Origin of the sequence: uncultured Actinobacillus sp. (genome assembly GCF_945915845.1) — a bacterium.
Taxonomy (GTDB): Bacteria; Pseudomonadota; Gammaproteobacteria; order Enterobacterales; family Pasteurellaceae; genus Exercitatus.
Genome location: NZ_CAMEFX010000006.1, coordinates 59,546 through 67,293, shown reverse-complemented (window position 1 = coordinate 67,293; position 7,748 = coordinate 59,546). Strand labels below are relative to the sequence as shown.

8 protein-coding genes, 1 tRNA gene and 1 pseudogene are annotated in these 7,748 nt (G+C 41.3%); 6 read left to right on the top strand and 4 right to left on the bottom strand.

Annotated elements, in window-relative coordinates:
* From Q0O89_RS03240 to Q0O89_RS03215, 6 genes and pseudogenes are all read left to right on the top strand, one after another.
* A pseudogene (locus Q0O89_RS03240) lies at positions 1–545 on the top strand (16S rRNA (cytosine(967)-C(5))-methyltransferase); the annotation flags it as partial.
* Positions 546–664: 119 nt separating this feature from the next.
* Positions 665–1,945, top strand: coding sequence for an SLC13 family permease (locus Q0O89_RS03235; protein ID WP_293730308.1), 1,281 nt, complete (start codon positions 665–667; stop codon positions 1,943–1,945).
* A gap of 100 nt (positions 1,946–2,045) precedes the next feature.
* Positions 2,046–2,696, top strand: coding sequence for a cell division ATP-binding protein FtsE (gene ftsE / locus Q0O89_RS03230; RefSeq protein WP_293730307.1), 651 nt, complete (start codon positions 2,046–2,048; stop codon positions 2,694–2,696).
* 26 nt (positions 2,697–2,722) lie between these two features.
* Positions 2,723–3,649, top strand: coding sequence for a permease-like cell division protein FtsX (gene ftsX, locus Q0O89_RS03225; protein ID WP_293730306.1), 927 nt, complete (start codon positions 2,723–2,725; stop codon positions 3,647–3,649).
* A gap of 148 nt (positions 3,650–3,797) precedes the next feature.
* Positions 3,798–4,910 carry an aspartate-semialdehyde dehydrogenase gene (asd, locus tag Q0O89_RS03220; protein WP_135708934.1) on the top strand — a complete coding sequence of 371 codons (1,113 nt, stop codon included), beginning with the start codon at positions 3,798–3,800 and terminating at the stop codon, positions 4,908–4,910.
* A 125-nt stretch (positions 4,911–5,035) separates the two neighbouring features.
* The gene (locus Q0O89_RS03215) at positions 5,036–5,980 is read left to right on the top strand and encodes an alpha/beta hydrolase (protein WP_293730305.1); all 945 of its coding nucleotides are present in this window, start codon (positions 5,036–5,038) and stop codon (positions 5,978–5,980) included.
* 2 nt (positions 5,981–5,982) lie between these two features.
* On the opposite strand, the gene Q0O89_RS03210 is transcribed toward Q0O89_RS03215, so the two are convergent.
* The 4 genes from Q0O89_RS03210 to Q0O89_RS03195 all read right to left on the bottom strand — a co-directional run bounded on the left by Q0O89_RS03210 (position 5,983) and on the right by Q0O89_RS03195 (position 7,718).
* Positions 5,983–6,660 (bottom strand): ComF family protein, encoded by a 678-nt coding sequence (locus Q0O89_RS03210; RefSeq protein WP_293730304.1) that lies wholly within the window; start codon positions 6,658–6,660, stop codon positions 5,983–5,985.
* Between the two features lie 147 nt (positions 6,661–6,807).
* Entirely contained in the window at positions 6,808–7,170 is a 363-nt protein-coding gene (locus Q0O89_RS03205; protein WP_273314850.1) for a transcriptional regulator, read from the bottom strand.
* Positions 7,171–7,173: 3 nt separating this feature from the next.
* Positions 7,174–7,473, bottom strand: coding sequence for a type II toxin-antitoxin system HigB family toxin (locus Q0O89_RS03200; protein ID WP_273392133.1), 300 nt, complete (start codon positions 7,471–7,473; stop codon positions 7,174–7,176).
* A 150-nt stretch (positions 7,474–7,623) separates the two neighbouring features.
* Positions 7,624–7,718 (bottom strand) — tRNA-Sec (locus tag Q0O89_RS03195).
* Positions 7,719–7,748: the final 30 nt, after the last annotated feature.

The following is a 7,748-nucleotide window of genomic DNA, read 5'->3' as shown; positions in this document are numbered from 1 at the left end:
TTTTAGAACAAGCCCCGGCGGCTAAAGTGGTGGCGTTAGATGTGGAAGAAAGTCGCTTGAAGCGTGTACATGAAAATCTAGCACGGTTAAAGCAAAAAGCCGTGGTGATTTGTGGCGATGCCACGCAACCTGAAAACTGGTTGCCACAGGCGGCAGAGCAAATTGTAGGGCGAAAAAGTGCGGTGCAATTTGATCGTATTTTACTTGATGCGCCTTGTTCCGCCACCGGCGTTATCCGCCGTCATCCTGATATCAAATGGTTACGACAAGAAAGAGATATTGATCAACTGGTGACATTACAACGCCAAATTTTAACTGCACTTTGGGCAACTTTAAAACCGAATGGCGTGTTGTTGTATGCTACTTGTTCTGTTTTGCCTGAAGAGAATAGCCGGCAAATTGCCCGTTTCTTAGCGGAAACCCCTAATGCGAAATTGGAACCTTTACCATTTACCCAAGATAAAAGTGCGGTCGGTTTTCAGTTTATTCCTACCGAAAATGGCGGTGATGGATTTTATTATGCGAAATTGAGAAAATTATCCTAGATGAAGGTGTGTTAGGGTGAAATATTTTTCACCCTAACTTCATCTTTTTTATTCAAAACTTCCCTCCTTTGCTTGGTTATGGGCTATAATGCGCCGTTTTTTATTGATTGGAGATGTTTATGACCCCAAGTGTTATTACCCTGTGCTTTCTCGTTTTTGCTGTAATTATGTTTGCGTGGGAAAAATTACCTCTTGCCGTGACAGCGATGATTGTTTGTGTAGGGTTGTCCCTAACCGGTGTGTTGCCACAAAAAGAAGCCTTTTTGGGCTTTGTGGATACCAATGTGATTTTATTTGCGGCGATGTTTATTATTGGCGGTGCCTTATTTGAGACGGGGATGGCGAATAAGATCGGTGGCGTGGTCACAAAATTTGCGAGTAGCGAATTGAAATTGATGATTGTGCTTATGGTCATTACCGGGGTAATGTCTGGGGTGTTATCTAATACAGGAACGGCAGCGATTTTGATTCCGGTCATTTTGGGGATTACGGTTAAATCCGGTTTTGCGCGCTCTCGTTTGTTAATGCCAATGGCATTTGCTTCGACTTTAGGTGGTAACCTGTCGTTGATTGGTTCACCGAATAACTTAGTTATTCAAGGGGTGTTAGAAGGTGCCGGGTATAAATTTGGTTTCTTTGAATATGCCAAAATCGGTGTGCCGATGTTAATCGCCGGGGTTTTATTTTTTACGTTTATTGGCTTTCGCTTGCTGCCAAAAACGGAAAATGTAGGTTTTGACGAAGACGATGTACACGTATTCCATAATCACCATAACCATATTCCCAAATGGAAACAATGGACGTCTTTTGCGGTGTTATTAGCGACTCTCTTTGCTATGGTGTTTGAAGATGTGATCGGGATTAAACTCTATCTTTCTGCTTGTGTGGGCGCGTTAATTTTGGTGATTTTACGTGTAATTACGGAAAAACAAGCCTATGAAGCCATTGATAGTCAAGTGATTTTCTTATTCGCAGGAACCCTTGCCCTTGCGGAAGCCTTGAAAGTCACCGGTGCCGGCGCGGAGATTGCGCACACGATTATTGGTTGGCTGGGCGCTCACCCCAATTCTTATGTGCTATTGTTAACCATTTTATTATTAAGCTGTGTGTTGACGAATTTTATGTCCAATACGGCGACAGCAGCCTTGCTTGCTCCTATCGGTCTTTCTATTGCGAATACCTTAGGTGCTGATCCTCGAGCCGTATTAATGGCAGTGGTGGTGGGGTCATCTTGTGCCTTTGCTACACCAATTGGTACGCCGGCTAATACCATGATTTTATCTGTGGGGCGTTACCGTTTTGCAGATTACGCTAAGGTTGGCTTACCGTTGATTTTGATTATTATCGCAATCAGTATGGTGTTATTACCGATTTTCTTCCCATTCTTCCCAGCGCAATAATACCTTGTTGCGCAGAGTTTATTTACAACAGGTAAGCCCTGTATTGAGCCGTGCTTTTCTGTATAATGAACAGAGTTTTTGAATAAATAGAGAAAAGAAGATGATACATTTTGAAAATGTCAGTAAAGCCTATTTAGGGGGTAAACCTGCGTTGCAAGGGTTGTCATTCCATTTGCCGGTAGGCAGTATGACCTATTTGACCGGACATTCCGGCGCGGGTAAAAGTACGTTGTTAAAACTGATTATGGGAATGGAACGTGCGAATGGTGGCAGTATTTGGTTTAATGGTCATGATATTACGCGTTTATCCCACTATGAATTGCCATTTTTACGCCGTCAAATCGGTATGGTACATCAAGATTATCGTTTATTATCCGATCGTTCCATTGTAGATAATGTGGCGTTGCCGTTGATTATTAATGGGATGCATCCTAAAACCGCAAGAGAGCGCGCACTTTCCGCTTTAGATCGCGTGGGGTTATATGATCGCGCAAATCATGCGCCGATTCATCTTTCAGGCGGTGAGCAACAACGAGTGGATATTGCTCGTGCGGTGGTACATAAGCCACAATTATTGTTAGCTGATGAACCCACGGGTAACTTAGATAATGCCTTGTCTTTAGATATTTTTAATTTGTTTGAAGATTTTAATCGTATGGGGATGACGGTATTAATTGCCACTCATGATGTGGGGTTAATTAATCAGAAACCGAAGCCTTGTTTAGTCTTAGAGCAAGGACATTTACGTTAATTGGGCATAAATTGGGGAAAGTTTTCATGAGTTCATTACAAAAAGCACCGTTTTGGGTACAAATGCATTATGTATTACGAGATGTTTGGGCGGTTCTAATCAAAAAGAAATATGCGACTTTATTAACGGTGTTAGTGATTGCGGTTTCTTTAACAATACCTACGGTGAGTTTTTTACTTTGGAAAAATATTCATCAAGCCACTACGCAATTTTATCCTGAAAGTGAATTGACGGTTTATTTGCATAAAAATCTCACGGAAGAAGATGCCAACACCGTAGTGGATAGAATTCGGGAACAAGAGGGGATTGAAACCCTGAATTATGTTTCTCGCCAACAAAGTCTCAAGGAATTTAAAAACTGGTCAGGTTTTGGTGAAGAGTTGGATGTATTGGATGATAATCCGTTGCCTGCAGTGGTGATGATTACCCCAACCAAAGCCTTCCAGCCTTCGGAAAAACGCCAAGAGCTTTATCAAGGTTTGATGAAAATTAAAGGCGTAGAAGAAGTGAGAATGGATAATGACTGGTTGGAAAAATTAGCGGCATTATCTTGGTTAATTGCTCATATTGCGATTTTCTGTACGGTGTTAATGATGTGCGCGGTATTTTTGGTGATTGGCAACAGTATCCGTTCTGATGTTTACAGCAGTCAAGCCAATATTCAAGTAATGAAATTATTGGGTGCCACGGAACAATTTATTTTACGCCCATTTTTGTGGACAGGGATGATTTATGGCGTGTTAGGCGCATTTTTTGCCTGTTTCTTCAGTGCGTTGCTGGTGGGCTATTTCACAAGTGCGGTCAAATATGTGACAGATATTTTTGCGGTTAATTTTGATGTGGGCGGATTAGATTTTGGTGAGATAATCTTCCTATTTATTCTCTGTGCCATTGCAGGCTATATTTCTGCGTGGATTGCGGCAACTCGACATATTCGCTTGTTGGAAAAATAAAAAATTTAAAAAAGGATGATGAAAATTTGCGTTATTTCAGGTTTTCATCATTTTTTTTATTTTTTTATGAGATTGGACTTGATTTTATTTGATTGTTCTGTAATTAATTAGAGCTATCTCAATTCAAACACAACAAAAGGAATAAAATATGAAAAATGTCGGTTTTATCGGTTGGCGCGGTATGGTGGGTTCCGTTTTAATGGATCGCATGGTTCAGGAAAACGATTTTGCGAACATTAACCCTATTTTCTTCACCACTTCACAAGCAGGTCAAAAAGCCCCGGTGTTTGGTGGTAAAGACGCAGGTGAATTAAAAAACGCTTTCGACATTGAAGAACTCAAAAAATTAGATGTGATCGTAACCTGCCAAGGCGGCGACTACACCAACGAAGTTTATCCAAAATTAAAAGCCACAGGTTGGGACGGCTATTGGGTGGATGCAGCTTCTGCATTACGTATGGAAAAAGACGCGATTATCGTGTTAGACCCGGTTAACCAACACGTTATTTCAGAAGGCTTAAAAAACGGCATTAAAACTTTCGTGGGCGGTAACTGTACCGTGAGTTTAATGCTAATGGCGATTGGTGGTCTTTTCGAGAAAGATTTAGTGGAATGGATTTCTGTTGCCACTTACCAAGCGGCTTCAGGTGCCGGCGCGAAAAATATGCGTGAATTATTAAGCCAAATGGGTCAATTAGAAAATGCGGTGCAAGCAGAATTGGCGGATCCGGCGTCTTCAATTCTAGAGATTGAGCGTAAAGTGACAGCGAAAATGCGTGCAGAAGATTTCCCAACAGAAAACTTTGGTGCGGCATTAGGCGGTAGCTTAATTCCTTGGATTGACAAATTATTACCGGAAACAGGACAAACCAAAGAAGAGTGGAAAGGTTATGCAGAAACCAACAAGATTTTAGGTTTAAGCGACAACCCAATTCCTGTAGATGGTTTATGTGTGCGTATCGGTGCATTGCGCTGCCACAGCCAAGCGTTCACCATTAAACTCAAAAAAGACATTCCATTAGCGGAAATTGAACAAATCATTGCGGCTCACAACGAATGGGTAAAAGTGATTCCAAATGACAAAGAAACCACATTACGTGAATTAACCCCGGCGAAAGTGACGGGCACATTAAGCGTACCGGTGGGGCGTTTACGTAAATTAGCAATGGGTCCTGAATATTTGGCAGCCTTTACCGTGGGTGACCAATTATTATGGGGCGCGGCAGAACCGGTACGCCGTATTTTAAAACAATTAGTGTAAGCTAAACCGGTGAAAGTGCGGTTAAATTGACCGCACTTTTGTATTATTCGATTATGAGCTGAAATGACGGTTGGTGAGCTTGTCGAACCATAAGGAATTTCAGCATTTTTGTACAAGACTAATCCATGACTCGCGAACCCCATTTTCATCGATTTGCCCTAAGCCAACTGCAACCCTTTGTGGAACAATTTCCGATTCAACATTTGCAAGGCAAAAATAATTGCCGACTGGCTTATCGACACATCGCACACGAAGAACCCCAACAACGCCAATTGGTGGTGTTAGTTAATGGTCGGGCGGAAAATCTTTTGAAATGGACTGAGCTGGCTTATGATTTTTTCTTGAGCGGTTATGACGTGCTGCTGTTTGATCACCGCGGACAAGGTTATTCGCAGCGATTATTGCAAGATCCCGACAAAGGTCATTTGGATGAATTTCGTTTTTATACGGATGATATGGCAAAAATTATCGCGCACGCCACCGCACTTTATGATTACAAAGCACAATATATTGTTGCCCATTCCCTTGGCGCGCTGATTTCGAGTTATTATCTCGCCAATTATGATCACCACATTAAACGTGCGGTGCTTTCTGCGCCCTTTTTTGGTGCACCACTTAAAAGCCCCATCCGCGATCAGCTTGTTCTGGCAGCCATGAATTTATTTGGGCAAGGTTCTCGCTATGTGTTTGGCAAAACTTCCTATAAACCTGCGGATTTAGATAATAACGAACTGAGCCATTGTAAAACGCGGATGAAATGGATGAACCGCGTGAATCGTAAATTCCCCGAATTGCATCTTGGCGGCCCAACTTTTCGCTGGGTTCATCTTTGTTTAAATGCCATTAAAGGATTGCCTAAAATTTTACCGCGCATTGAAATTCCCGTGCTGATTTTTCAGTCAGAACGCGATCGTATCGTCTCAAATAAAAATCTCGAAAAACTCACCGCACTTTTGCCGAAAGGCGAAATGGACATCATCTCCCATGCTAAACACGAAATTCTTTTTGAGCGAGATGCCATTAGAGAGCAAGCGATTAAACGGATATTAGCCTTTTTCCGTCAAAAATAGCCCTAGGTTTTTGCTAATCCCCACACTTGGATTTCCTGCACGCCCTGTTTTCGTAATAATTTTGCGATTTCATTTAATGTGGAACCCGTTGTAATCACATCATCAATTAACGCGATTCGTTGATGGGGGATTTTCCTTTTTACCCGAAAAGCATTTTTCAAGTTTTGACGGCGCGCTTTTGCGGTTAACCCACGTTGTGTGGGGGTATGCTTAGCACGTACTAACAAATTGTTTTCACAAGGCATTTTGAGCCATTTCGATAACCAACCTGCAATTAAATCAGCCTGATTATAGCCCCGCCTCCACTGACGAAAATGATGTAATGGCACAGGAATAAGCACATCGGGCAAGGTTAACCCATGTTCCCGTCTTGCTTTCATCACTGCCAACAACAGCAACCGCGCCAAGGTACGATCAAGCCAAAAAGCCTGTTGAAATTTAAAACGATGAATTAAAGTTGACAAAGGTTCGTTATAACGCCCCGCCATCACCAAACGATCCCAACTTGGCTCGTGACGCAAACATTGCCCACATATCATCGCATTTTGTGGCAATTCTGCACCGCACTTTCCACAATATGCGCGAGATTGAACAAGACGATTGCAACGACAACAAAGCCCGTGAGAAGCAACCGCTAACTGATCTTGGCAATGCACACAACGAAATCCAAAAATATTCATTTCTTACTCGGTTTTTTCGTTAACTATAGTGAGAATAGCAAAAAAAGAAATGCGCAAACGTGGGTTTTGGAATGGAGATCACAAAATTTGATGTGATTTTAGAGATAATTGCCAATAAAAAAGCCGTAGTTATTCACGGCTTAGTTATTAATGTGTTTGAATTAATATATCCGCGCTAATGCCTAAATGTTGGTGGATATTTCGTATCATTTTTAAGCTCAATGGGCGCGTTTTATTGAGTATCTCATATACTCTATTTGATTTCCCTATCATTGGTTCTAGGTCTTTTACAGTTAAACCATTTTGTTCCATTCTAAATTTAATTGCACTAATTGGATCGGGCTGTTCTATAGGGTAATGTTTACTTTCATAGTTTTCTATCAAGGTAAGCATAATATCAAAATAATCCAACTCATCTGCACTTAACTCTTCTTCGCGATCAAAATAGGGTTCAATTGCCTTTAATGCTTGTTGATAATCTTGTTCTGTTCTAATTGGTGTAATATTCATTTTTTATTGCTCCACGGTTTCCGCATTGATTTTGTCATATTCTGCGTGTGTACCAATGAATTTAATATAAACCGCACCTAATTTATAGGCTACGGCAACAATTAAGCGGTGATCATTTCCTTTAATATTAAATACAACGCGTCTATTTGAAAGGAAGCTCGCACTTGCATATTGCGCTTTAATATCGTGTGTATCTTGCCAATTTGCCTTCCTAACCTCAGCTACCCACGCTTTTAGTGGTTGTTCAGCATCAGGGTGCTTGTTGTAATATTCAATAATTTTTGCTGTAGATATTATGCGCATTTTTAGACCTTTGTTATTTGCCTTGAGTATAGTCCCATTTTGGGATTATAACAAGGGTATTTCAGTATCTATTATTATCTTTATGCTGTTTATTGTTATTTGGGAAATGTTTAATAATGTTGATTTCTGTTTACGTCAGGAAAGGTTTAGTGGCGGAAGGGAATGGGAGTCGAACCCACCCGAGAACGCTGGCGTCCTCAACAGGATTTGAAGTCCTGCCACCTCACCGGAGATGACGCCCTTCCGAAAGGTGACGTTACTCTAACCGATTATTT